The organism is Aureicoccus marinus, from assembly GCF_002954325.1.
GTDB lineage: Bacteria > Bacteroidota > Bacteroidia > Flavobacteriales > Flavobacteriaceae > Aureicoccus > Aureicoccus marinus.
Map to the genome: position 1 here is coordinate 2,417,862 of NZ_MQVX01000001.1, position 23,558 is coordinate 2,441,419.

Consider the following 23,558-nt stretch of genomic DNA (forward strand, 5'->3'; position numbering starts at 1 on the left):
CTCTACCTCAAAAAACACGCTGGTAGTGCCGTCTTTTAGCGCTTTCACAACAAAAAATTAAACCGCTGATTGCCTTGGTCTATTTTGGTCTTGATATAATAGGGCTTCTTTGCCTGGATCGAAATCTGATTAAGCATGAAAACGCGTCTATTTTCTTTTTTGATGTTGATCACCGTAAGTGCCTGGGGGCAAATTGCCGACCTGCAATTTCAGGACGACGACTTCGACGCAGAAGAACTACTCGAAAATCTAAACTTTCAAAACCTTGACGAGGTCAAGGCCACAGCACAGCGGCTTATGAAAAGAGCCGACATGTACTACAACCGCATGTGGTATGCTCAGGCCTCAGAACTTTACGATCAGGTACGCTCCATTACCAGCGACAAGGAATGGACCAAGCGACTATTGGAGCGCGGGGGTGACTCCCACTACTTTATCTCTGCCCTCGACAGTGCTTACGACTGGTTCGATCCTCTATACAGTCGCTATGGCTCTCAACTGTCCGAGGCGCAGGTTTACCGATTCGTGCACGTTCTCAAGGGCACCGGGCACGAAGAACGTGCGGATGAACTATTGTATCAGCTGAGCATTGAAACCTCATCCGAGACCAACTACGAATCCCACACCACCTTTATGGGCATGATGGAGGAAGGGACGGTTTCTGTTGTGAATCTGCCCATGAATTCTCCGATGTCTGATTTCTCACCGATCTTTTACCAAAAAGACCAGGTGGTATTTTCTTCGTCAAGAGACAGCTCTTTCCTCGTGAGCAGAAAGTACAAATGGAACAACCAGCCTTACCTCGATTTGTATATCGGTAAACGCGATAGCATGGAACGGGATGTGGAAAACGTCAAAAAACTCTCGCCCGCCATCAACACAAAATACCACGAAGCAAGTGCAAGCTTCAGTCCTGACGGGCAAACCGTTTACTTTACCCGCAACAACTACAAGAAAAAATTGAGCAGAGATGAGGATGGGGTAAACCACCTGACTCTTTTCCGCTCAGTAAAGGAGAATGGTAAGTGGTCCAAGCCTAAAGAACTTCCTTTTAACAGCAAGAACTACTCTACAGGGCATCCGGCAGTAAGCCCTGACGGCAAGAAACTCTACTTTGTTTCGGATATGCCCGGTGGACTTGGAGGTACCGATATTTACGTCGTCGACATTTACGAAGATGGAGAGTACAGCCAACCTCGAAACCTGGGGACCGCTGTCAACTCAGGCCGTAAAGAAATGTTCCCCTATGTATCCGGAAATGCCCTTTACTTCTCTTCTAATCGTTCAGACGGATATGGTGGTTTAGATGTTTACCAATCCAACTACCGCTATGGAGAGTTCGATTTGGCGGTGAACCTAGGAGAGCCGATCAACAGCCGTCGAGACGACTTCTCTTTTATTATTGACGAAGAGAAAAAGAGCGGATACTTTGCTTCTAATCGCCCAGGCGGAAAGGGAAGCGATGACATCTACTCTTTTACCAATAGGATGGTGCCGGCTCCAATTGCCGGGGTCATCAGTGGCCGCGTCATTGACCAGGAAACAGGTGAAATACTGATCGGTGCAGAAATCAGTTTGGTCAATGACCAAAACAGAATCATCCGCAAAGAGGTCAGTAATGAAGAAGGGGTTTTCCGCTTTGAAGACCTCGACCGTTACAGCAGCTTTACCATACAGACCTCCTTGGCTTCCTACAAAGAATCTACGCAAGACGCCGTTTGGGAAGTAAAGACCGAACAAACCTTGGCGATGGAGGTGCCCCTCGAAAAAGATCCTTACTTCCAAGAAAACTTCCTGGCGGAGGAAGAAGGCGATCTCCGTCTTAAAAATGACCGCATTCTCTTTGCTTTTGACAGTTACCGCATCACCCGTGACTCCAAGGAGATACTGGACGAAATGGTACAGGTCTTCTTAGAGAACCCCGGGCTGGTCGTACGCATTGATTCGCATACGGATTCAAGAGGAAGCAACCAGTACAACCAATGGCTCTCTGAGAAGCGTGCAGAGTCGACTAGAGACTATCTGCTCTCCCAAGGCGTGAACCCGGCTCAGATTGCCGATAGCGTTGGACATGGGGAGGATGATCCTCAGGCCAAATGTACCCAAGCGATGGAGCCCTGTGAAGAAAATCTGCACAAGCAGAACAGGCGATCCGTCTTTGAGATCGTGTCCTGGGATAGATTATACCAGTAAGTATTATTTGGAATCTAACCAGCGAACCGAGCGAATAACGGCTTCCAGTTCAAACATATAATCCCTTTTCTCCGTTTGAGGCGCAAAAACGAATCCTTCAAGCACTAGCTTGCGGTCATTCTCTTTGTCGTTCAGAATAAAGGTTACGTAAGGGCCGGCCATTGGGTAGTTGTGAATTTCCCAAATCCCCCTGACTTCCGCGGCCTTCTTTCCGCCTACTTCGGTTGGAAATACCGATGGCGCAAAGATCTGTTCCGTTTTCATATACGTCACCTTACCCGGCATATCTGGCCCTGGAATAAACTGCTTTCCTATAGAATCCCGCATGGCGATGATATCGCTCACAAAGGTGGAGTCTTGTGAAAAGCTGTTTGACGGCATGGTGTACACCAAGAGATTCATGGTTCCATTTTCTACCGGTCGGTCTATCCAAACGAATTGGTCCTCTTCCCTTCCGACCGCATAAATTGACGGCAAGGTGAGGTCGATTCCAAACTTCTCTTGCAAGACCTTGGTTTTGCTCAAAGAGCGTTTAAACCTTTTTTGCGCTTCTTCCATCTCGTTATCTCGGAAAGACTTGATGGCTTCTTCCGCAATAGCGTCCAAACCGGCGATCATTTCGGCTTCTGTAGTGCCTTTTACCACAGCAACTCTTTGCGGTTTTGCATAAGCATCCGGGCTGATGTAACTCTGAGCAACCGAATCCTGGGTGACTAACAAAAGGGAACGGGCATGTGTCGTGGTCCCTTTAAAGACCGAAGGAGGAATCTGAGTGATGCTAAACTTGGGCTCGTCCCAAGGCATCCCAACAATGGAAGCGGCAAAATGATCGCGGATACGATCTCCCACAGCCCCATTCCAGAGGCCGTTATCGACGACAACAAATAAAGAGTTTACCGCTCCGGTGGAACCGGGCAAGTAGTTTCGCTTTTCTTTGGATTCATCACAAGAGGTGACCCCCAAAAGAAGGGCGAAGGCAACAATTAAAGCTTTTCTCATAGTTTAAAATTACGAAGAACAGTCGCACAATTTAAGTTTTGTGCCTGGTATTAAACGACTACCGCTAATACCGTTCCATTCTCGCAATTTTTGGATAGAAATTCCCGGATATTTTCGGGATATGGTCCAAAGGGAGTCTCCACTGCGCACGATATGGTACTTACTGGAGGATGTCTTTGTGCTCTTTTTGGCGCTACTAGAAGACGCTACAGCCGCTTTTCGGGGGTAGATGGTAAGTCGCTGCCCGATTCGCAATTTGGAGCTTCTCATGCCGTTCCAGCGCTTGATTTGACTTACTCCTACACCGTAGCGTTCCGCAATTTTACCGAGGTAATCCCCTTTGCGAACACGGTAGCGAATTTTGTTCTGGACTTTCGTCAGTTCAGGCAAGGGCTTTTCGCGTGTTTGCATGTCCTTTTGGACCGCTGCATAGATCTCCTGTTCGTTGGTTACGAATTGGCCGAGTTTATCAATCGGTAATCGCAGGGTATAGCTCTTATTGGCTTCTTTGGGAATAATCCCCAGCTTATAAGCCGGATTCAAGACCTCCAACTCCTCTTTGGTCATGTTCAACAGTTTGGACAACTGATCAAAAGTCACCAAAGTCTTGACTTGTACCGTATCGGTTTCAAAATAAGGGCGGTACACCGGGCGCTTCTTCAGTCCGTGCTCTTCGGCGTATTCAAAGACGTACATGGTTGCGATAAAAGCGGGCACATAGCCGGCCGTCTCACGCGGCAAGAAGGGTCGGATATTCCAATAATTGCGGTACCCTCCCGATCTGCGAATCGCTTTGTTCACGTTCCCCGGGCCAGAATTGTAGGCTGCTAAAGCCAAATCCCAGTCTCCAAAGATCTTGTACAGTCTCGAGAGGTATTGTGTCGCCGCTTGGGTGGATTCAATCGGGTCTTGACGCTCATCTACATAGCTGCTCACCTGCAGTCCATACATCTTCCCTGTGCTGTACATAAACTGCCACAGACCTGTTGCTCCCACACGCGATTTTGCCTTCGGGTTCAAGGCCGACTCCACAATGGATAAATATTTGATTTCAAGTGGAATATTGGCCAGGTCCAGTTCCTGCTCAAAGAGAGGAAAATAAAACTGACTTGTGGTCAACATCCGCTCCATCAAGCCTTTCTTTTTGGTGAGGAATAACTTGATCACACTCTCCAAAGAAGGATTGTATTCCACATTAAAAGGGGTCTTCGCATTCAGGCGTGCTAGACGAGCCTTAAGAGTGTCGGTAGGCAAATTGAGTTGATCCGCATCCGGAAGATTGTTGAGTTCTGACTCATCGGTCAACACCCCGGCATACATCTCGTTATACAGCTCGGCGTTGCGATGAAGTTCCCGCAGCCAAAGGCTGTCGTAGGCATAGGCTTCTTTGGAATCTCGAAGGCTCAATTCATTTCCTTCCCGTCTAACCGGAGGAACATAGAGTTTTCCGTCTAAAGCAGGTTTTGGGGCCTCAGCGCTTGGTCGTTTTCTCATAAACAACAAGCTGTCGGCCGCAGAACTGAGAACAATCGTTGTGTCCTTGCGCGCAACTTCTTTTTCGCCAGTGGCTTGGCTTTGAGCGTTTATACCAATCGGCATAAGGGCCAAAAACCCGAGCGCGCTCCATCTCATTACTTTATTCATAAAAGACCTTCTTGATTTGGGAAACCTAAAAATCACCCAACTACAATCAAATAAAAAATTAATAGGATCAAATCCTAGAAAAGTAGGATAAACTTAACGTTTAAACGCTGGCTAATCCTCTACTATTGCGGCGATTCCGGGCAAAGTTCTGCCCTCCAGGCTTTCGAGCATCGCCCCACCGCCCGTACTGACATAACTCACCTTGTCCTGGTAGCCAAACTGCTTAACCGCAGCTACGGAATCCCCTCCTCCAACGAGTGAAAAAGCACCTTGCTGAGTGGCCTCGTCGATATAGTCTCCAACCGCCTTTGTACCTCCTGCAAAAGGTTCCATTTCGAATACACCTACAGGTCCGTTCCACAGAATCGTTTTAGAAGCCAAAATGACCTCTTTCATGGCTGCTAGCGAATTGGGGCCTGCATCCAATCCTTGCCATCCTTCCGGGATTTCGTCAACAGGAACGATCTGGGTGTTGGCTTGATCTGAAAAGGCATCTGCCGCAATAACGTCCGTGGGCAAGTGTACTTGAACGCCTTTGGCTTCTGCCTGCTTCAGGATATCCAACGCGAGTTGGTTCTTGTCGGGCTCACAGATGGAGTCTCCAATCTGACCTCCTTGCGCCTGAACGAAGGTGTAGGTCATCCCTCCTCCTACGATCAGGTGATCAATTTTGTCCAAAATATTCTCAATGATGGTGATTTTAGAAGATACTTTTGCGCCTCCCAAAATAGCCGTCACAGGCTTTTCGCCGGTTTTCATCACTTTTTGAATGGCCTCAATTTCTTTGGCAAGCAAATACCCAAAGCACTTGCTTCCTGAGAAGAAATCAGCCACCACCGTTGTGGAGGCATGCGCTCTGTGAGCGGTACCAAAAGCGTCATTGACATAAATGTCTCCTAAGCGGGACAAGGCTTCAGCGTAATCACGGCCGCCAGCCTCTTCTGCGGCTTCAAAACGCAGGTTTTCTAACAACATAACTTCCCCGTTCTGCAGTTCCGCCACAGCAGCTTCTGCTTCCGGGCCAGAGCTTGCGCCGACAAACTTCACCTGAACTCCTAAAATCTCCGAAACGGTATCTACAATGTGTGCCAAAGACATATCGGGATTCACCTTGCCTTTAGGGCGACCTAAATGGCTCATCAAAACGGCACTTCCGCCATCTTCAAGGACTTTGAGAATGGTAGGACAGGCGGCCGTGATACGGCTGGCGTCGGTTACCTGCTTCTCTTCATTTAAAGGCACATTAAAATCAACACGGATCAGTGCTTTTTTATCTTCAAAATTGAAATTGTCGACGGTTTTCATGTTCGTTTTGGATTTGAGGCCAAAAGTATAAATTCCAAGGCAGACTTTATCCTGCCTCCGGAAGGAATTATCCTATCTTTACGCCATGATTCAGGAAGAAATTCTCGGGCAGAATGCGCTACTTTCACAGTGGAATGAAGCCCTTTCACGGGGGCGTGTTCCCCATGCTCTTCTACTCAGCGAATCTGGAGGGTACGGAGCCCTTCCCCTGGCTTGGCACTTTGCCACAGCATTGCTCTGTGCTTCGGTCGAGGGTCCTCAGGCCCAGGCCATTTGCCGCACACGATGCGCCAAAGCAGAACATCCCGATCTCCATTTTATCTTCCCCGTTGCCACCACTGATCGTGTAAAAAACCACCCCAGAAGTGAACTCTTTTTGGAGCCCTGGAGGCAATTTTTGACTGAACAGCCCTATGCCTCCTTAAACCAATGGTATAAATGGGCCGGACTCGAAAAGAAGCAAGGCATGATCAATGTAGATGAAGCCGAAGATCTCCTAAAAAAGATGGCGCTTAAGTCCTACGAAGGCGGCGCCAAAGTAGTCGTGATTTGGGAAGCCACAAAATGAATACCCCCGCAGCGAACAAGCTTCTTAAACTTATCGAAGAGCCCCCCGCAGGAACCTATCTTTTACTCGTTAGCTCTCAACCAGAGCAAATACTTCAAACGATTTATTCGCGCTGCCAGCACTTGCGTCTTTCTCAGCTCTCCGAAAAAGATATTCTCGGGTACCTGAGCAAACAAGGTCTCGGTCAAGATCAAGCCCTTTATTTGGCCCAACAAGCAGATGGGGATTTAGGTCTGGCCCTGGAACAGGCCTCCGACAGCAGTGAACTGGAAGCTTTTGAGCGTTGGTTTGTCGAGTGGGTCCGTGCCGCTTTCCGAGCAAAAGGAAACAAAGCCGTAGTACAAGATTTACTGGACTGGAGCCTTGAATTGGCGGGGCTTGGTCGAGAGCAACAAAAACAGTTTTTGAGCTACTGCACCCAGCAATTCCGTCTGGCCTTATTGGTGAATTATGGCTTGCCTACCAGTAAGCCTGCCTACGCAGCCACCCAATTCAAAATTGAAAAGTTTGCCCCCTTTGTCCATGAAAATAACATAGAGGACATTCGGGCCGAGCTGGAAAAAGCCCAATACCACATTGAGCGCAACGTGAGCGCTAAAATGGTTTTTGGCGATCTAGCACTAGCCCTGACTCGCTTTATACACCGTAAACCCACCGAAATATGAATACACTAGACTGGAGCACAAACGAATTGGCTATTACCGGACTTTTATTGTTTTTCGCCATTGCCTTTCTGCAGAGCGGGATTGACAAATGCCTCGATTTTAAAGGGAATTTGGCTTGGTTAAAAGGACATTTTAAAGACAGTCCTTTGGCTTCAATGGTTCCATTGCTTCTTGCCGTTTTAACCTTAACCGAGTTGGTGGCCGGCTTATTTAGCGCCGTTGGAGCGGTCTCCGAATTGTTCTTGGATTTAGAAGGCTGGTCCTATTGGGCGGGGCTTTTCAACATTTTGGCTCTTCTCATGTTGTTCTTTGGACAGCGCCTGGCCAAAGATTATGAAGGCGCCAAAACCATTGCCATCTACATGGTTCCGGCTATTTTACTGCTGTATATTTTACCTTAAGGCATAAAAAAAGCCCCTTGTTGGGGCTTTTCAAATTTATAGAGCAAAGCTTATTCTTGCTCTTCTTTATTGAGTACCGCAAGAATTTCTTCGGTAATATCCATGGCTTCCTGCCCGTAGAGAACACTTCCTCCTTCGCCTCCACTGAGGATGTAAGTGTATCCGTTGTCCTCTCCGTATTGCTTGATTGTTTTGCGAACCTTTGAAATAAGACTGTCCATCTCTTCACGACCTTGGGCCTGGATGAGCTGAAGTTCTTGCTCCAACTGTCTAGAAACCAACTCTCTACGCTTAGTGTAATCCTCGATACGTTGGTTTTGTTCTTTCTGTGAAAGGCGTGCCAATTCAGCCTGTAAACGCTCCCCTTCGATCTGATAAAGGCTACCGATACTGTCCCGCTTCTTAGCAAACTGGGTCTGCTTACCCTCGAACTTTTTATCTACTGCCTTTTTCTCATTCAAATCTTCAAACAACTTTACGTTGTCAACGTAAGCCATCTTGTCCTTTTGACAAGCGGCCAAAAGCACAACGGCCAAAATCAAGCCTATTTTTTTCATTTTAATCAGTTGAAATTTTTAAGTCGTCTAAAATAGGCATTCGTTGAAAATAGAAGCCTTTATACCGAAAGATTCTCATTATAGCTTTTAATTATAGCAAAAAATCATACCAATAAGTTTAAACGATTAAAAACTGGGTTTCTACGAAGGCGCCAGCTATGCGATCAAAATTAGCGCAGGGCATTGCATAGCTTTCTTAGCAAAAGCCTCTTAAAGCGCTTCTAAATGGCTTTTTCCGGTTTTTGAAGGGCATAGAGCATAGAAGAATGCTCATTTGTACGCAAAGCGCTTAATGTAGAGCGGAACGCCACCCAGGCAGCATGTAAAAGGTTTGAGTTGGGCTTATACTTTTCTGAGAGAAGACTCACGTAAAACACATCAAACCACATGGGCCACTTTCTTATCCAAACCAATCCTGCTTCTTCTCCTAACCGTTGAATGGTCTTGCTTGAAAAATGCCACAAGTGTCTAGGCACATCATAGGCAGCCCAATAGGCTCCAAACTTCTTGGCGTCATAACTTCTAAAGTTAGGCACTGCGATCAGAAGTACTCCTCCTGGTTCTAGGCAATCACTTAATTGCCTAAGTGACTCGCCGGGATCCTCAAGGTGCTCAAGTACGTGCCACATGGTGATGACCCGAAAAGATTTATTCTTTAACTCCTCCCAAGAAGAATACACTTCTATTCCTTTTGCCATGGCCATCTTACGGGCGGCAGAGCTGGTCTCCAAACCATGGACTTTATGCCCTCTTTCCTGTAAATAAACAGGCCAATCTCCCGTGCCCGTCCCAACATCCAATAAAGAGAAGTCTGAAGAAACTAAACGTAAAAGGCGGCTTCTTTTCTGAGAGAGTTGAAATCTTTTGACCTTCTGATACACCCAGTCCACAATGCCCTTTGAGCTGTCCGTATGAGAAATGTATTTGTCGCTTTCGTAATAAGGAGAAAGGTCTTCCGGAACTGGCACTGTGCGGTAACATTGAAGAGTGTCGTCGAAAACCAGCTCGAACTCTTCCTGGGATAGCATGTGGTCTTTAACCTTCATTGAATTATATTGTTCCACGTGGAACTATCGGCCTAAATGTACCAAAAGCACGCTCAAATCCGCTGGCGAGACTCCGCTGACTCTCGAAGCTTGAGAAAGACTTGACGGGCGTATTTCTGAAAGTTTTTCGCGAGCCTCATAAGACAACGACTTCAACGAATGGTAGTCCAAATGGTCTGGGATACGCACATTCTCTAGCCTGCTTAATTTATCGGCATTCTGTTTTTCCTTCTCGATGTAGCCCGCATACTTTACCATGACCTCGGCTTGCTCCAGCACTTCCGCATCATACCGCTCTTCTTTCATGTGCTCTTGCACCTCTGGCAAACGCTCTAAATGAGCTAGGGTCATCTTAGGGCGGCTATAGACCTTGATCAACTTATCCGATTGTTTTACTTCAGCCGAATTAATTTCTCTTAACACCGGGTTCACTGTTTCCGGATGATAGCTCGTATTCTTTAGAAATTGAACGAACTGCTCCGCCCGATTCTCCTTCTCCTCTACCCTTCTAACGCGCTCTTCACTTGCCAAGCCCAATTCATTACTCATGCGGGTTAATCTCAGATCTGCATTGTCTTGACGTAAGAGGGTTCTATATTCTGCTCTGGAAGTAAACATCCGATAAGGCTCCTCTGTTCCTTTGGTAATGAGATCATCAATCAACACCCCAATATAGGCTTCGTGTCGTTTGAGTACTACCGCCTCTTCTTCTTTTACCTTACGATGAGCATTCAGCCCTGCCATTAACCCTTGAGCAGCAGCTTCCTCGTAGCCGGTAGTACCGTTGATTTGTCCAGCAAAGAAAAGACCCTCCACAAGTTTGGTTTCAAGACTGAGCATTAACTGTGTTGGAGGAAAGTAATCGTACTCAATTGCGTAACCCGGACGAAAGAACTTTACGTTCTCAAACCCACGCACCTTCTTTAAAGCCTTGTATTGGACATCTTCCGGCAAACTGGTCGAAAATCCATTCACATAGATCTCTACAGTATTCCATCCCTCAGGTTCCACAAAAATCTGATGAGCATCCTTTTCCTTAAAACGATCTATTTTGTCCTCAATACTAGGGCAATATCTTGGACCAATACTCTGAATTCGCCCGTTAAACATAGGAGATCGATCGAATCCCTCCTTTAGCAACTCATGCACCTCAGCACTGGTGTGCGTCATATAACAATCCCGCTGGTGCTCCAGCAAAGGGGTGTTGGTATAGGAGAATCTAGAAGGCACATCATCCCCTGGCTGCACAATCATCTTAGAAAAATCAAGGCTTCGACCGTCTACACGTGGAGGTGTTCCCGTTTTCATTCGGCCTTGATCGAAGCCCAATTCGACGAGCTGTTCCGTTATTCCCCTCGCCGCGGGTTCACCGGCACGACCTCCTCCAAAATTCTTGTCGCCGATATGGATTAACCCATTTAGAAAAGTACCATTAGTAAGCACAACCGACTTTGCTTCAATGGTAAGCCCTAGACTCGTCTTCACTCCCTTTACAATGCCATCTTCTACTACAAGTCCATTGACCATTTCCTGGTAAAAACTCAGGTTTGGTGTTGCCTCTAACATTTCTCGCCAGGTTTCTGCAAAACGCATCCGGTCGTTTTGGGTCCTCGGGCTCCACATGGCAGGGCCTTTTGACTTGTTGAGCATCTTAAATTGAATCGCGCTTTTGTCCGAAACAATCCCGCTATAACCCCCTAATGCATCAATTTCTCGCACAATTTGGCCCTTTGCAATCCCTCCCATGGCAGGATTGCAAGACATTTGCCCAATATTCTGCAGGTTCATTGTTACTAGCAGGGTGTTAGAGCCCATATTCGCCGCAGCGGCGGCGGCCTCCGCTCCCGCGTGGCCACCGCCCACTACGATTACGTCAAAAATTTCGTCAAACATAACTTATTGTTCCACGTGGAACATACTCATTAATACCTCTTCTTCTTTACGCATGATCTCCTTTTCCGCCTCCGTTTTATCGTTCAAACCAACTAAGTGCAGAATCCCATGCGCCATCACACGCAACAATTCTTTTGAAAAAGGAACTGCAAATTTACTTGCATTATCAGAAACTCTTTCGACACTGATAAAGATGTCACTGTGTATCGCTTCTCCTTCAGAATAATCAAAGGTGATGATGTCCGTATAGGTGTCATGATTTAAGTACTGCATATTCATCTCGTACAGATACTCATCGTCACAGAAAACATAATTCAGTTCTTGGATTGCTTTTCCCTTGCTTTCACATATTCTTTCAAGCCAAGCCTCTAAATCCTCCCTCTTATAGCCGGAGTCTTCTACATTATGCAGTGCAATCATTTCCGTTGATTTCTATCCTGAAAATATTTCTTGATCAGATTTTTATAGCGTGAGGTCATCGGCAGCGGCTTCCTTATCAATTCTTCCTGCTCCTTCTTCTGTTCTGCCTCAAACAAGAACCCACCACGTTCTTCACCACTGAAGGTCTCTTTATTCGTGTTACTTGTTCTTTGTTGCTCCCTTTCTTGCTGAAAAGTGGCCCCTTGAAGCTGCAACAAGCGCTGCTGTATTCTGTTCATCCGATTCATGGTCTGTTGGGTGACCCCGCTGCGCAACAGCTCATTTTCGGCCCGCTGCATTTCCCGCAAGGTCTGCTGCAATACAGCACGTTCCGCCGCACCCATTTTGTCCGACAATTGCTCCTCCAGTTTATTCCGCAACTTCTGCTGCTCTTTGTAGATCTCATACAGTTCTGCCAACTGCTGATCCGACATTCCATTTACTCCTTCTTGACCTCTCTGACCATTCCTGCTGTTCTTTCCTTGTTCGCGACCATTTTCTCCCTGCCCATTGCCTTGCTTCCCACTCCGGCCATTTTCTGACCGGCCGCCTTGTTGCTGACCGTTTCCATTCCTGCCTTTTCCAGACTTTCCATTACGCCCCTGACTTCCAGACTCCCCTTGTTGTCCTTGTTCTCCTTGCTGTCCTTGTTCTCCTTGCTGTCCTTGTTGACCCTGTTGCCCTTGTTGACCTTCTTGTCCTTCTTTTCCCTCCTGTCCTTGCTGTTCCAGTCGTTCATTGAGTTCCTTTTGCGACTGAATGATGTCTTCCAGTTGGAATTCGTTTTGGCTACCTCCCTCACTGTTACGGCTCATCTCCTCCTGCATATTATCCAAGGTTTCCGCCAAGAAACTTGATAAGCGATTACCAGCACTTAAGGCATATTGTTGGTTGGCCCCGCCCTGATAGATCTGATTTTCCGCGATTCTTTCCAATGCGCGATCGATATTGTAATACACCTCTTCGATTTGCTCGTTCACAAATTCAGAAATGTCTGTTTGCCGCAGTGAAAGAGAAAATAAACTGTCGTCTACGTGGGTGAACAACTCCCGTAATTCTTTCTGCTTTCGGATTCCCTGAGATTGAATAGCTTCTAAATCCTCTCCTTTTTCAATCTGATTTAACAGCTCTTCCTGCTCAAAGGTGAATTCCAACAGATTGTCCATAATCTTTCTGAGCGTCTCAGCATCTTCAGCTTGTTGTTCCCTCCCCTGGCCTCCACTGCCCGCCGTGTCCAAGGCCTCGGAGAGTTCCTGCAATCGTTCTTCGCTGCGCTTTTGTTGACTTTGGCTTTTTTCCGTAGCGCCATTCTCCCGCATTTCTTGTTCGATCTGATTGAGTAGATCGTCTTCTTTTCTTTGGATTCCTTCTGCCTCCCCTACTGGATAAGGTTTTCTTAGATCAGTGTTCTTATCTAAAGCGTTCTTCAACTCCTCCGAAAGCGATTTGAAGGAGGCCTGTACACTGTCTTGCGCCTGCTTGTTGGCTACCCTGGTTTGTTCTTCTGCTAATTCCTTGAAGTCCTTCCCGAGTTCCTTCAACTTTTCTTTCACCAAGAACCGCTTCGTTAATTCCACCAGCTGCTCCAGGCTTTTTTGTTGGCTGCTTTGTTTCTTGGCCGTTTCATCAAGTTCCTGTTTGAGCTCTTCACTCTCTAACTCTCCTGCCATTTTACGCAACTCATCTAAAAGGCGTTTGTTTCGCACTGCCAATTGCTCCTGCCTTTTTAAGCGTTCACTCAGTAATCGGGCATCTTCTTTATTCTCCAGATTTTTGCGGAGTTCCTGACTAAACCGCTTCATCATTTCTTCCTGCTGGATCTGTTCTTCAAGAGCCGACTTCAGCTGATCTCTTTCCGAAAAACGCATGTTCTGCGCATCCTTTCTCCCTTCCTGGTACTCCGCGACCTTGGCGTTCGCCTTTTTGAGTTTCTCGAGACTTCGCTCTAAGCCATCAGTCAACCCTTCTCGTTCTCTTTGCAATTGATCTTCTTCCTGTTCCGCGGTGCGCACGCGATAATCAAACTCCCTGGATCGGGCCCATTTTCCATTGCGGTTTCCGTCGTTATCGCGAGCTTCTATATAGACCCGGTAGCCGCCCGATTCTAAATTGGTAAAAGTGGCACCAAAATCAACCGCGAAATCCGAATACAACTCCCCGGACAGGGGCAGCGCTTTATAAAAGGTACTATCTGGCTTGCGGACTGCGTAGGCGACTATTCTCAGCTGCTTAAGCCCATAATCATCAGAGGCGTTTCCTTCAATACGTAATTCGTCTGCTGCCAGGGTGTCAACAACTCTTTGCGCCTCTATGGCTGGCAACTCATCTGGAATAACTTTTAGGCTATAATTAAGCGCCTCAAAATCATCAAAAAAGGAATTGCTGCTACTCACCTCATAATCCGTATCCCGGTAAACCGATTCTTCGTGTTCAAAGCCCCTTTCTGATCGGTTCATTTCAACGACTCGCTTCGGTCCTCGCCATTCCAGCACTTCGGTGTTCTGAGTCTTTACTCTCCATTGAACCAGCGTCCCTTCTGGAACGGTGGCGTTCCCAGAACCACTGATGATTTCTTTTCCTTTGTTCAAATAGGCCGGATAATTCAGGAGCATTTCAAAATCCAATATGCTTGGGATATCACGAACAGTCAGCTCATAATCCCGGCTGCGGTACCGCCCGGCCTGAAAATACAGGGATCCGGTTTCTAGCGGCTGTTCGAGCCGAATGATGAACTCCTCCCCTTCTTTCAACATCAGGCGTTCCTGTCCTAGATATCGTAGTTTCATCTGTTCCGGGGTCAAAGAGCCTTCCGTAACAACCCGCAGCAAAATAGATTCGTGACTGCCTATTTCAAGCTCCTCATTTTCGAGTATAAACCGAAACGGTGCTGGCGGCTCATAGGCCAACTGGTAATTGGCAACCCGCGTATAAGACTTCGACCAGTCAGACCAGGTTCCAGCGAGCACAACCCCCAAGAACAAACTGAGCGGAATCAATAATAAAAGGGCGTACTTTTTCAGGTCCTCTGTCGCTATAGCTTTAACAAAAGGGATTCCTTCAAAGGATTTGGCCTTTTGTTCTAAAGCGGCGTCCAACAGGTCTGATTGCCCTCGATCTCCGTGAAGCTGTAGGTAGTTGAGTAAGCGGTCCTCTATTTCAGGAAAGTGCTGCCCAATGACCTTTGCTGCAGCCTCTAGATCCCATTCTCGACCCAGGCGAAACAGGGATCGCAGTGGATTAAAAACAAAGCGGAAAATCAGGAAGACAAATACAAGTCCAAAAGCGACTAACAAAAGGAGGCGGCCTGTGCTGTTGAGCCAAAATAAATACTCAACGCCCCCTACCAGAAAAAACAGCAGTCCTGACAGCAAGAGAACCAGCAACATTCCTTTAAAAAGTTGAATGCTGTGGTACCGCTGAACATAGCGTTTTAACTTCTGAATGATCACTCCTTCCTCCATAATTCTATCCTACCAACGATAAATTACTGCCGATTACCAAAGGATGTGCAAAAATAATTGTTAAATGTGGGATTCCTTCGCCTTATGGTATCTTTGCGGCAAAGCTTTTAGATGACAAAACCAGTACGCGTTCGCTTTGCTCCTAGCCCTACCGGACCCCTTCATATCGGTGGTGTGAGAACGGCTCTTTTCAACTATTTATTTGCCAAAAAAACAAGGGCACTTTTATTCTGAGAATCGAAGACACGGACCAAAACCGATTCGTGCCTGGAGCAGAAGAATATATTCGTGAAGCCTTGCGCTGGTGTGGCCTAGAAATCGACGAAGGTCCAGAGGCCGGCGGAGACTATGGCCCCTACCGTCAATCCGAAAGAAAAACGACTTACCGCGAATACGCTGAAGAGTTGCTCCGTTTGGGAGCCGCTTATTACGCCTTTGATACGCCCGAGCAATTGCAAGCCGAAAGAGAGCAGGCGGAAAAATCGGGAGGGGCTTTTACCTATTGCGCCAAGAACCGGAACAGTCTACAGAACTCCCTGGCCCTCGGAGAAACCGAGACAGAAAAGCGCATCCAAGAAGGTCAGCCCTACGTTATTCGATTTAAGAATCCAGAAGCGGAACGATTGCAATTCCATGACATCGTTCGGGGAGAAGTCGAGGTCGATACCGCTGTACTGGACGACAAAATTCTCTTTAAAAGCGACGGCATGCCCACCTATCACCTGGCCAATGTGGTCGATGACCAACTGATGAAAATCAGCCATGTCATCCGCGGTGAAGAATGGTTGCCATCCCTGCCTTTACACGTGCAGCTCTATAAAGCCTTTGGTTGGGAAGCGCCAGCCTTTGCCCACCTACCCTTGATCCTTAAGCCTACCGGTAACGGAAAGCTAAGCAAAAGGGATGGCGAAAAAGGAGGTTTTCCGGTCTTTCCACTGAACTGGAACGAAAGTCCAGGCTACAGAGAGTCCGGTTATGATGCTCCGGCCGTAGTGAACTTCTTGGCCTTTCTGGGCTGGAATCCTGGAACGGAACAAGAACTGTTTTCTTTGGACGAATTGGTGGAGGCCTTCGGTCTTGACCGCGTTCAAAAAGCAGGAGCGCGATTTGATCCAGACAAAATTCGCTGGTTCAACCAAAAGCATTTGCAACAAAAATCCACCGAGACCCTTGTCCGTGAATTTGTCGCCTTGGCGGAAATTGAGGGTTGGACAGAATACCGTTCTGCCAGCGCGGAGTCTCTGAACAAAATGATGGCGTTATTGCAAGAGCGGCTGGAATTCTTGAGTGATTTTAAAGAGCTCTCAGCTTTCTTTTTTCACGCTCCACAAGAATATGATCCCAAGGCGGCTAAAAAGCAATGGAAAGAGCAAACTCCTGCTCTTATGAAGCAGGTGCAGTCCCTGTTGCAAGAGGCTGAAGCGTTTCAATCATCCTCTTTGCATGAGACCATCAAGAGCTGGTGCGCCGAGAACGAAATTGGCCTGGGCAAAGTCATGGCTCCTCTCCGACTCAGTATGGTGGGTTCCCTTCAGGGGCCTGATTTATTTCAAAGCATCGAGCTCTTAGGAAAAGAAGAGAGCGTACAAAGAATTGAGAAGGCCCTTTTGACCTTGTAACAACTTGGTTAACTTAGAGACTCATAACCTAAATGTTTCTCATGGACTTCATTAATCCTCTATTATTTCCCCTAATTGCCTTTGGGGCCTTTATCTTTTTTAAATTCTTTTTCATTGTAAAACAGCAAACCGCCGTAATCGTAGAAAGGTTTGGTCGTTTCCAAAGCATCAGGAATTCTGGCTTACAAATGAAAATTCCTTTAGTTGACCGAATAGCCGGTCGCCTCAGTCTTAAAATTCAGCAATTGGACGTCATCGTCGAAACCAAAACCCTGGACGATGTATTCGTTAAACTCAAGGTTTCGGTTCAATATGTGGTCATCAAAAGCAAGGTCTACGAGGCCTTTTACAAACTGGAGTACCCCCACGACCAGATCACCTCCTATGTCTTCGATGTTGTTCGTGCCGAGGTGCCCAAGATGAAATTGGATGATGTCTTCGTCAAGAAAGACGATATCGCCATCGCGGTAAAAACGGAATTGCAGGATGCCATGCTGGAATACGGCTACGACATCATCAAGACCCTGGTAACCGATATCGATCCGGATTCCCAAGTAAAAGAAGCCATGAACCGCATCAACGCTTCTGAGCGCGAGAAGATCGCGGCTCAATTCGAAGGGGACGCTGCCAGAATTCTTATCGTTGAAAAAGCAAAAGCGGAGGCCGAAAGCAAAAGACTACAAGGTCAGGGTATCGCTGATCAGCGTAGAGAAATTGCACGCGGTTTGGAAGAGTCTGTTGAGGTGCTGAATAAAGTGGGTATTAACTCCCAAGAAGCATCCGCTTTGATCGTTGTGACTCAACACTACGACACCTTGCAGTCCATCGGAGAAGAAACCAACACCAATTTGATTCTTCTGCCCAACTCTCCGCAAGCGGGAAGTGACATGCTGAACAATATGGTCGCCAGTTTTACCGCCAGTAACCAAATTGGAGAGGCGATGAAGCAAAACAAGAAGAAAAACCCGGACAAGGAAGAATAAGCCCTTCTGTGAGGGTTTTGAGCAGCCGGCCTTACAAGTAATCGAAAAACTCAAAAATCGCGCTTAAATAAGCCGCAACTAACCAACCTTTATAAGCGTCCTTTATGGGGCGCTTGTTTTTTGATTGTATTTTCTTATGTTGCTATTTCGGGGCTTCTTGAAGCTTGGCCCAAGTGTCTCTTAAACCAACTGTTCGGTTAAAGACCAATTTCTCCTTTGTCGAATCCGAGTCCACACAGAAATACCCCATGCGCTGAAATTGAAAACGCTCTCCTTCTTTGGCCGAAGCAAGTGACGGTTCAATAAAAGCCGTGATGGACTCTAATGAGTTCGGGTTGATAAATTCCATAAAGTCGGTGTCTTTATGACTGTCCGGAGCCGCATCGGTGAATAAGCGGTCATACAAGCGCACTTCCGCCGAATGAGCGTGTTGAGCAGAAACCCAATGAAGGGTTCCTTTTACTTTACGCATGCTTTCTTCGGTCCCGCTTCCGCTCTTACTCTTCGGGTCATAGGTACATTGAACTTCGGTAATATTACCGTTCTCATCCTTTGTACAACTCTCAGCCTTAATAATATAGCCATTTTTCAGACGAACCTCCCCTCCTAGTTTGAGCCTAAAAAATTTACGGTTGGCTTCCTCTTTGAAGTCAGCCTTTTCGATCCAAAGCTCACGCCCAAAAGGTACTTTTCTCGAACCTGCGGATTCATCCTCGGGGTTGTTTTCGGCCTCCAGCCATTCTTCTTGCCCTTCAGGATAATTGGTGATCACGACCTTCAAAGGGTCCAAAACCGCCATTACTCTAGACGTAATTTTATTTAAATGTTCCCGAACATGAAACTCTAACAGAGAAACGTCAATCAGGTTTTCACGCCTTGCGATTCCTATAGTGTCTGCAAAGTTACGGATGGACTCCGGTGTGTATCCTCTTCTCCTCAGCCCAGAAATAGTGGGCATTCTCGGATCATCCCATCCATTGACGACCCCCTCCTCTACCAAGCGAGCCAATTTACGTTTACTCACCACGGTATGACTCAGATTTCTTCTGGCAAATTCACGTTGTTTTGGGCGCAATTTATTGTCGTCGTAGAGGGCGTCCAAAAACCAATCATACAACTCCCGGTGCATGGCAAATTCAAGGGTACACAACGAGTGCGACACCTGTTCAATGTAATCGCTTTGACCATGCGTCCAGTCGTACATGGGGTAAATACACCAGTCGCTTCCGGTGCGGTGGTGGTCCTGGTGCAAAATGCGGTACATCACCGGGTCCCGCATCAGCATATTGCTAGAAGACATGTCGATCTTTGCCCGCAATACGTGGGTGCCTTCGGCGTGTTTCCCCGCCTTCATTTCTTCGAAAATCCGAAGGTTCTCTTCCACCGATCGATCGCGATAAGGGCTGGCCGTTCCCGGTTCCGTGGGAGTGCCTTTTTGGGCCGCCATTTCTTCTGAAGTTTGGCTGTCAATATAGGCCTTTCCTTCCTTGATTAGCTCCACTGCCCAGTTGTACAACTGCTGAAAATAATCGGAAGCATAGCACTCTTTGTCCCATTCAAACCCTAACCATTCCACGTCTTTTCGGATGGCCTCTACGAAGCTTTTTCTTCTTTTGCCGGATTGGTGTCGTCAAAGCGCAGGTTCACCGGAGCGTTGTAGCGGAGTCCCAGGCCAAAATTCAGGCATATCGAGCTGGCGTGACCAATGTGCAAAAAGCCGTTGGGCTCAGGCGGGAAGCGGAATCTGAGCGATTCAGGCTGATAACCCTGAGCCAGATCTTCTTCTACAATGTGCTCGATAAAATTCAAGGACTTTTCGGTCTCCTCCATGTGTACAACATTTAAGGCGCAAAAGTAGCAAAAATGCGGGTTTACCCCCTATTTAACCCTCCGAGCCTACAAGAAATCCGACTTCACAACAAGATTCCCCTCCCCTACAACAATAACTTTCTTTTCCTATGATTTCCCTGCAATTTTGAGAGTAGAACACTAGATAATGAACAAAAGCCTATGAAGTCTTTTTCATTGTTTAGCACCTTTTTGTGTCTGATGGCCTGCCTATTGGGTGGGTTAAATACAGCTCAGGCGCAAATACTAAACGCCCCGACCCCCGCCGATAACCCCAATCTTCCTGGGAATTCTGCCTGGACGGCCGCCTGTGCGTCCGACACCTTTAACGAGTACTTCGTAAACTTTACCTGGAGTCCACCACTAGTGGAAACCGGGAACGAGTTTGTTCTGGAGCTCTCTGATGCCAGTGGAGATTTTAGCGAAGCCCGTGAATTGGCTAGAGAAGCGGGGATGAACACCACCTTTGATTTCAACTTTCAGTTTGAACTGCCGACCGATGTTCGGGGTCCGGGATACCGCCTCCGCGTGCGAAGCACCAGTCCGCCTTTAACGAGCCCTGAATCCGAGGCCTACCCCATGTATTATATCGGTTACAAAGATCCGATTCTAATCAGTCAAGACGGTAATGGAACCATCCCTTCTGGAGGGATCGTCCCTGTTTGTACCGGTAATGACGTTACCCTGGCTACCCACAACGTCGACGACCCCGGAGCCTACGAATACAACTGGTACCGCGATGGGGTTTTGCTTTCAGAAAGAAGCAACAGTATCACCACAGATCAAGCGGGTTCTTACCAGGTCGAAATCGACTACGGAGCGGCTTGTTCTGGTTCCGCCAACACCTTGTCCAACACCATTGACGTCACCATCACAACACCGGTGGGTATAGCCCTAAATACCCCGGCCCAAACCGCCCTTTGTAATGGCGATAGCGTACTCTTAGAAGCCAACGTCAACGACGGAGATCTGCTGTATACCTGGTACCGAGATGGAGTAGAGGTCGCTGCCCCGCTTTTGGGGAACTCAACCTATTTGGTCAGTACCGCTGATTCGGATTTTGAAGGGTCCTATACCGTGGTTGTCGAAGGCACAACCGTGTGTCGTGAAGAGTCTGCGGCCATTGCCATTACCGCCACCGGAAGCTACGATGGAAGTATAGAAGGAGCCGCTACCCGCCTTGTTCTGCCTGGGGTTGGGCTTACCTTAAATTCAACAACTACAGCAGACACCCCCACTTATCAATGGTACAGAAACAACCAACCGGTTACCGGAGAAACGGGCGCTTCCCTCAACCTCAGTGATCCGGGAGAATATTTTGTGCGAATTACCCAAACCGGTGGAGTTTGTCCACCGAGCAGTTTAGACACCAACAGCATTACCGTGGAAAGTCCGGTGAGTTATGAGCTAGAAATAGTCCCTTCAAGCGGTTATGCCGCCTGTCAGAGCAATACCGTTACTTTAAGTCTCGATGCTATTCTTGGAGTAGACGGTTCCGGCGGTAGAACAGACTACCGTACCGAACTGGAATCCCAGATGACCTGGCAATGGTACCTCGACGGTGCTCCGGTTTCTGGGGCAACCAATACCAGTATTGATTTAATGGACCCGAGCGAAAACGGGGTGTATACCTTAGAGGGAACCCTGACAAGTTTTCTTGCTCCGTCTAACGCCCTGGCTATTCAATTAGCTACAGGAGTGCCTCCGGTCATCACGCCGGACGCCCTTTCTTTTTGCCCAGATGGAGGCAGTATTATCATCAGCTCAGATACCGATTTAACCGGCCTGACTTACGAGTGGACCCTCGACGGAAACAGCCTGCCCGACACCGGGAATTCACTGGAAGTTAGTGCTGCCGGATCATATCGCCTGGTACTACAGCGCGATGGTTGCACCCAGCCATCCAATGAAGTCGTTCTCGCCGAAGTGGATGACAGTGGATTAGACGTAGATGCAGAAGACGAAATCCTTGTTCGAGAGGGGAGTAGCAGAACAGTAACCGCCACAGGAGCAGATAGTTACCAATGGTTTGATCCCAACAGCACTCAAATTTCTTCAACCGATTCTGCCTCGTTCGACACCGCTGGTCAGTATGTTCTAATCGCTACCATTGGAGGATGTCAATTTAGCCGTTTTTTCCAGGTACTTCTAGAAGACACTTTTGAACTACCCAACACCATTAGCCCCAATGGAGATGGTTTTAATGATGTGTGGGTGATTCCCAACACCTATTCCGGGCGTGGTTCGGTTCGCATTGACCTGATGGACCGACGCGGTCGAATCGTTTACAGCACAAATAACTACCAAAACAACTGGCCCGAGAGCAGCACAACACTGCCTATGGGAGTCAGTGTTTACTACTACGATATTTCCGAAAACGGAAAAACCAAAAAACGCGGAACCCTAACAGTGGTTCGAAACTAATGAGAAAGTATTGGGGTATCATATTCGGTGTTTTCTTTCTGGGGATGGCTCATCTTCAGGGGCAGGAGACTGTGGTTGTACCAAGCCTGGATCCACCGACGCATAATTTATTGAAGTACGGGGACTTCTGGAATAACCCGGCTTTCGGGCAGGTCCGAAAGACAGAAACTTATTTTCAATTGTATCACAGGAACCAAAATTTTGGGTTTGAGAACAATTACGAAGCTTACCTGGCCTCGTATTCCGGCATACTCAATCAACAGACCGCCTTTGGGGTTAGCGCCTCACATCAGCGGCTGGGGATTCTCGACAACAACACCATTATTCTGAATTTCACCAGAGCTATTCGTTTGTCGGACAACAGTCGTCTTGCGCTCGGATTTAATGGTGGCTTTCGTCAGTTAGGTCTGAGCAGCAGCAGAAGGGTAACCCTGGTTCCCGATCCTTTCTTAGAAAGCATTGCCAATCAGTCCGAATTGATATTAAGTCCAGGATTGGTCTTTTCCAGTGGCCGATGGGATTTCGGATTTACCGCTTTTAACCTGGTCCGTTATTCTCTGCAAACCGAACTGGAATCAGAACCCCTGAGCGCTGAGGCTTTTGCAGGCCAAATACGCTATTTCAAGCCTATTGATAGCTCGAGCTCTTTCTTTGAAGATGCCCAATGGGTGTTCTACGCGCAAGCCATTTCGCCCAAGGAAGGCGACGCCCAATTAAGCGGATCCCTGGTTCTTGACCTCCCTCAAAAGGGTTGGTTACAAGCTGGATACAACAGTGAATATGGCGGGCATGCCGGGTTTGGACTGAACCTGTCCAGCAGTCTGCGTTTGTCTTACCTCTTTGAGCAACCGCTCTCCGGGAATCGAGTGAATTTGAGCACTACACACGAAATCGGTTTGACCTATGCCATCAACAGCAAGAATGCCGATAAGATTCCGGTTAAAAAACCAAAAAGAGAAAAGACACCACGAACGAAGAAAAAGAAACGCCAGCCTATTGACGATACTGCCGGTATCGATAGCCTCAAAACCCAACTAGCCGAAACCAATGCCCTCCTCAATGATTTGCTGAAAAGACAGGATTCTCTTGAGAAGAGAAATGCTCAACTAGAGGACCGCATGGAGGAGCTTCTTGCGCTCCTCAAGAGTGGAAATGGTGGAGTACTTCCAGGAAACATCAAAGAAATCGTACAGCGATCAGACAGTGATGATGAAAGCGGATTACAGATTGACAAGTTGAACATCAACGGAAACAAAGTTGGTTTCTACCTGGTGCTTGAAACCTTTGGTTCAAAACTTGAAGTCGATGCAGCCCAAGCGCGGTACAAACGAATGGGCGTCAATACCGGGCATTTCTACAACGACGGAAACAACCTGTACTACGTCTACTGGAAGCGTTTCGAGTCCAGAAGAAAAGCCTTGCAGGCCTTGAGAATTATTAAGAACAGTGATTATCAGGATAAAGCCTGGATTATACAGATGGAAAACAACTAACAGCAACGGAAGGGAAAAGGAAGGAGCTGAGAGTAACCT

The 23,558-nt window shown here is 47.4% G+C and carries 13 protein-coding genes and 3 pseudogenes; 7 read left to right on the top strand and 9 right to left on the bottom strand.

Features of this window, described 5'->3' with window-relative positions; translation table 11 throughout:
* Positions 1-135 precede the first annotated feature (135 nt).
* Positions 136-2,193, top strand: a complete 2,058-nt coding sequence (locus tag BST99_RS11400) for an OmpA family protein (protein ID WP_105001918.1) — start codon at positions 136-138, stop codon at positions 2,191-2,193.
* Positions 2,194-2,196: 3 nt separating this feature from the next.
* Here the strand turns inward: BST99_RS11400 and BST99_RS11405 are convergent, their stop codons facing one another.
* From BST99_RS11405 to BST99_RS11415, 3 genes are all read right to left on the bottom strand, one after another.
* Positions 2,197-3,192 (bottom strand): DUF4837 family protein, encoded by a 996-nt coding sequence (locus tag BST99_RS11405; protein WP_105001919.1) that lies wholly within the window; start codon positions 3,190-3,192, stop codon positions 2,197-2,199.
* A 9-nt stretch (positions 3,193-3,201) separates the two neighbouring features.
* Complete coding sequence (locus BST99_RS11410; RefSeq protein ID WP_245916250.1) at positions 3,202-4,824, bottom strand: lytic transglycosylase domain-containing protein; 1,623 nt, start codon at positions 4,822-4,824, stop codon at positions 3,202-3,204.
* A gap of 123 nt (positions 4,825-4,947) precedes the next feature.
* Positions 4,948-6,141, bottom strand: coding sequence for a phosphoglycerate kinase (locus BST99_RS11415; RefSeq protein ID WP_105001920.1), 1,194 nt, complete (start codon positions 6,139-6,141; stop codon positions 4,948-4,950).
* Between the two features lie 85 nt (positions 6,142-6,226).
* Between BST99_RS11415 and BST99_RS11420 the strand changes: the two are divergent.
* Positions 6,227-7,374 (top strand): annotated as a pseudogene (locus tag BST99_RS11420) (DNA polymerase III subunit).
* Positions 7,371-7,775: a DoxX family protein gene (locus BST99_RS11425; RefSeq protein WP_105001921.1), complete on the top strand. Its 405-nt coding sequence runs from the start codon at positions 7,371-7,373 to the stop codon at positions 7,773-7,775. The pseudogene BST99_RS11420 and the gene BST99_RS11425 overlap by 4 nt, the downstream one beginning before the upstream one ends.
* A gap of 50 nt (positions 7,776-7,825) precedes the next feature.
* Here the strand turns inward: BST99_RS11425 and BST99_RS11430 are convergent, their stop codons facing one another.
* From BST99_RS11430 to BST99_RS11450, 5 genes are all read right to left on the bottom strand, one after another.
* Positions 7,826-8,332, bottom strand: coding sequence for an OmpH family outer membrane protein (locus BST99_RS11430; RefSeq protein WP_105001922.1), 507 nt, complete (start codon positions 8,330-8,332; stop codon positions 7,826-7,828).
* 221 nt (positions 8,333-8,553) lie between these two features.
* Positions 8,554-9,378 (bottom strand): class I SAM-dependent methyltransferase, encoded by an 825-nt coding sequence (locus tag BST99_RS11435; protein WP_105001923.1) that lies wholly within the window; start codon positions 9,376-9,378, stop codon positions 8,554-8,556.
* 24 nt (positions 9,379-9,402) lie between these two features.
* Entirely contained in the window at positions 9,403-11,271 is a 1,869-nt protein-coding gene (gene mnmG / locus BST99_RS11440; protein ID WP_105001924.1) for a tRNA uridine-5-carboxymethylaminomethyl(34) synthesis enzyme MnmG, read from the bottom strand.
* A 3-nt stretch (positions 11,272-11,274) separates the two neighbouring features.
* The gene (gene ybeY / locus BST99_RS11445) at positions 11,275-11,691 is read right to left on the bottom strand and encodes an rRNA maturation RNase YbeY (RefSeq protein WP_105001925.1); all 417 of its coding nucleotides are present in this window, start codon (positions 11,689-11,691) and stop codon (positions 11,275-11,277) included.
* Positions 11,688-15,152, bottom strand: a complete 3,465-nt coding sequence (locus tag BST99_RS11450) for a DUF4175 family protein (RefSeq protein ID WP_105001926.1) — start codon at positions 15,150-15,152, stop codon at positions 11,688-11,690. The genes ybeY and BST99_RS11450 overlap by 4 nt, the downstream gene beginning before the upstream one ends.
* 111 nt (positions 15,153-15,263) lie before the next feature.
* Here BST99_RS11450 and gltX point away from each other — a divergent pair.
* Positions 15,264-16,771, top strand: a pseudogene (gene gltX / locus BST99_RS11455) (glutamate--tRNA ligase).
* 41 nt (positions 16,772-16,812) lie between these two features.
* A complete protein-coding gene (locus tag BST99_RS11460) occupies positions 16,813-17,754 on the top strand; it encodes an SPFH domain-containing protein (protein WP_105002506.1) in 942 nt (313 codons plus the stop codon).
* A gap of 142 nt (positions 17,755-17,896) precedes the next feature.
* Here BST99_RS11460 and BST99_RS11465 read toward each other — a convergent pair.
* Positions 17,897-19,584, bottom strand: a pseudogene (locus tag BST99_RS11465) (glutamine--tRNA ligase/YqeY domain fusion protein).
* Positions 19,585-19,764: 180 nt separating this feature from the next.
* Between BST99_RS11465 and BST99_RS11470 the strand changes: the two are divergent.
* Both BST99_RS11470 and BST99_RS11475 read left to right on the top strand, forming a co-directional pair.
* Positions 19,765-22,026, top strand: a complete 2,262-nt coding sequence (locus BST99_RS11470; protein ID WP_105001927.1) for a T9SS type B sorting domain-containing protein — start codon at positions 19,765-19,767, stop codon at positions 22,024-22,026.
* The gene (locus BST99_RS11475) at positions 22,026-23,519 is read left to right on the top strand and encodes a PorP/SprF family type IX secretion system membrane protein (RefSeq protein WP_105001928.1); all 1,494 of its coding nucleotides are present in this window, start codon (positions 22,026-22,028) and stop codon (positions 23,517-23,519) included. The genes BST99_RS11470 and BST99_RS11475 overlap by 1 nt, the downstream gene beginning before the upstream one ends.
* Positions 23,520-23,558: the final 39 nt, after the last annotated feature.